The sequence below is a fragment of the Mesorhizobium sp. M7A.F.Ca.US.006.04.2.1 genome (genome assembly GCF_004022915.1).
GTDB lineage: Bacteria > Pseudomonadota > Alphaproteobacteria > Rhizobiales > Rhizobiaceae > Mesorhizobium > Mesorhizobium ciceri.
Window position 1 is genome coordinate 1 of the sequence record NZ_RZQA01000760.1, and the last position, 3,165, is coordinate 3,165.

The following is a 3,165-nucleotide window of genomic DNA, read 5'->3' on the forward strand; positions in this document are numbered from 1 at the left end:
GCCCTGCATAGGTCTGCGCTGCCTCATCGGTCAGATAGACGATCGCAGGCTTGCCGAACGTCGCCTCGACTAGAGCGAGGAACGCGGCCAGTTCGGCGTTCAATTGTTCGGGCGTCGGCCGCTGCGGGCAGTTGCCGCCGAATTCGATGTCGACGACCGGCGGCAGCAGCGGCTGGTCGTGCGGCACAACCGAGATGAAATTCTTCGCCTGGTCGGCGCCAGGTCGGCAAAAGGTGAAAAAGTGATAGGCGCCGACGGCGAGACCGGCGGCGCGGGCCTCTTCCAGATTCCTCGCGAAGGCATCGTCGACATGATCGCCGCCTTCGGTCGCCTTGATGACTGCGAAGGCGACATCGTCGGCGGCGACACGCGGCCAGTCAATCCGGCCCTGATGATGGGAAACGTCGATGCCCCTGAGCGGATATTTGTCGCGGTCCGGCGAGAATGCCCTGAAATAGATGTAGCCGCCTGCTGCGACGAAACATACCAAGACCAGACTGGCCAGACCAAAGAGGACAATCCGGTTCTTCAAGCGAATGGCCCCAGCCTACCCACGCTCTTTTAACAGCCGGCCCTTCTCGCGCGACCAGTCGCGCTGCTTCTCGCTCTCGCGTTTGTCGTGCAGTTTCTTGCCGCGACCGACGGCGAGCAGCAGCTTGGCGCGGCCCTGGTCGTTGAAATAGATTTTCAGCGGTACCAGCGTCATGCCTTCGCGGTCGACGCTTTGCGACAGTTTCGCCATTTCGCGCTTGTTGAGCAGCAGCTTGCGGCGGCGGCGCGGCTCGTGGTTGAAGCGGTTGGCCTGCAGATATTCCGGCAGATAGGAGTTGATCAGCCAGATCTCGCCGCCTTCGACCGAGGCGTAGCTGTCCTGGATGTTGGCCTGGCCCTGGCGCAGCGACTTGACCTCGGTGCCGGTCAGCACCAGACCGGCCTCGACCGTGTCGAGCACCTCATAGGAAAACCGCGCCTTGCGGTTTTCCGAAACGGTCTTGTTGTTGGGATCGGCTTTTCTGACTTGATTCATGATGCGGAGAGGTGGCGCCTCATCCCTAATTAATCAAGCCGGCGTGCTTCATAGCCGCATCGATCTTGTCGGCAGTCGACTGTTCGATCGTCACCAGCGGCGAGCGCAGCACGTTTTCGACCTTGCCTAGCTTCGACAGCGCGTATTTGGCGCCGGAAACGCCAGGCTCGATGAAGATCGCCTTGTGCAGCGGCAGCAGGCGATCCTGCAGATCCAGCGCCTTGGCGCTGTCGCCGGCAAGCGTTGCCTCCTGGAATTCGGCGCACAGCCGCGGCGCGACGTTCGACGTCACCGAAATACAGCCGACGCCGCCATGCGCGTTGAATCCAAGCGCCGAAGCATCTTCGCCCGAAAGCTGGATGAAATCCTTGCCGCACGTGGCACGCTGCTCGGAAACCCGTTCGACCTTGCCGGTGGCATCCTTGACACCGACGATATTCTTGAAGTCGTGCACGAGCCGGCCCATCGTGTCCGGCATCATGTCGATGACCGAGCGCGGCGGGATGTTGTAGATGATGATCGGCAGCTTGGTCGCCCTGGCGACCGCCGCGAAGTGCTCATACAGGCCGCGCTGCGTCGGCCTGTTATAATAAGGCGTGACGACCAGGGCGGCATCGGCGCCGGCCTTCTCGGCATACTGCACGAGCCCGACGGCTTCCTCGGTGTTGTTGGAACCAGCGCCGGCGACGACCGGAACTCGTCCCTTGGCCACCTCGATGCATACCTTGACGACCTGGCGGTGCTCGTCATGCGACAGTGTCGGCGACTCGCCGGTGGTGCCGACCGGCACCAGGCCCGTCGTGCCCTCCGCGAGTTGCCATTCGACGAATGCGCGAAAGGCTTTCTCGTCGAAACGCCCGCTCTTTTCGAACGGTGTCACGAGCGCAGTAAGCGAGCCTCTCAGCATATCGTCCAACTCCTTGGCACTTCTGGTGTTTTGTGTCGGTGTTTGTGGTCGCGCCTTCTAACCGAAAGCGAAGCGGCGCACCATAGTCTCGACATGGTTGCGCGGCAAGCATTGCCATGGTGCCAGCAAGCGCAATTCGAACGGCCTCGCTAACTCTTTGTTTACGGGCTCTTCACGACCTAAGTTTAGGCTTCGAGGCATCTTCGCCAGCTTGTGGAATGCCAGGACAAGGAAAGATTTAAGGATCATGCCGGGCGGTCGGCCTCACCTTCTCGCGCTGCTTGGCGCCGCGCTCGCGCTGATGCCGGGCATGGCGATCAGCGGCAGCGTGGACGCACGGGTCACCTCAGCCATTCCGATTCCAGGCGCGGCAATTGCGCTGCCAGACCTGCAGGACAGAACGCGACAGGCGCCCTTGCCCGACGTCGCCCCTTTGAAAAGCGGACTGGATGCGTTGGCGCAGGGTGATAGTCCCCGCGCTCGTGGCGTGCGCGATGCCCTTCCGGCGCAGTCGCTCGACCAGCATATCCTTGCCTGGGCGATCGCGCTTTATGGCGGCGACAAGGTTCCGAGCGATGATATCACTGCTGCGGCCAAGATGCTGCCCAACTGGCCGGGGACCGTAGCCCTTCGCAAGAACAGCGAGCGCGCGCTCTATCGAGAGAACCCTGCCCCCGACATCGTCATCAGGGCGTTCGATGGCAGCCAGCCGCAGACATTCGAAGGCGTGATGGTTCTCGCCCGCGCCTATGTGGCGTCCAGCAATACCAAGGCGGCGCGTTCCGTGCTGTCGCCCTTCTGGCGCACCGCGATCCTGGAGGCCAGGGACGAGGCGGCGCTGATCAAGGAATTCGGCAGCCTGATCCCGGCCGCAGACCACCGCTTTCGCATGGAGCGCATGTTCTATGCCGACCGCGCGAATTCCGCGCTGCGCGTCGCCGGCCTCGCCGGCGCCCAGCAGCTCGCCGATGCATGGGCGGCGGCCGACAAAGGCGACAAGAACGCGCCCAAGCTGCTGAAGGCCGTGCCGGCAATGCAACGTTCGGCCGGCTACTTCTTCGCGCAGGCCGAATATTTGCGCAAGCAGGAGGATTTTGCCGGCGCTGCAGCCATTGTGATGCAGGCACCGACCGATCGCGAAGCTCTGGTCGATCCGGATGCCTGGTGGGTCGAGCGCCGGGTGCTGTCGCGTGAACTGGTCGACCAGGGCGACATGAAGGCCGCGTACAAG

At 62.8% G+C, this 3,165-nt stretch carries 3 protein-coding genes and 1 pseudogene; 1 reads left to right on the top strand and 3 read right to left on the bottom strand.

The window, feature by feature from the left end:
* The 3 genes from EN925_RS29540 to dapA form a co-directional block, all read right to left on the bottom strand.
* The coding region (locus EN925_RS29540; protein WP_128337127.1) for a GH25 family lysozyme at positions 1–532 on the bottom strand (532 nt) is incomplete at its 3' end.
* A gap of 15 nt (positions 533–547) precedes the next feature.
* Positions 548–1,027, bottom strand: coding sequence for an SsrA-binding protein SmpB (smpB, locus tag EN925_RS29545; RefSeq protein ID WP_013532594.1), 480 nt, complete (start codon positions 1,025–1,027; stop codon positions 548–550).
* A 25-nt stretch (positions 1,028–1,052) separates the two neighbouring features.
* Entirely contained in the window at positions 1,053–1,934 is an 882-nt protein-coding gene (gene dapA, locus EN925_RS29550; RefSeq protein WP_013532595.1) for a 4-hydroxy-tetrahydrodipicolinate synthase, read from the bottom strand.
* A 247-nt stretch (positions 1,935–2,181) separates the two neighbouring features.
* On the opposite strand from dapA, the pseudogene EN925_RS29555 reads away from it, so the two are divergent.
* Positions 2,182–3,165 (top strand): annotated as a pseudogene (locus EN925_RS29555) (lytic transglycosylase domain-containing protein); the annotation flags it as partial.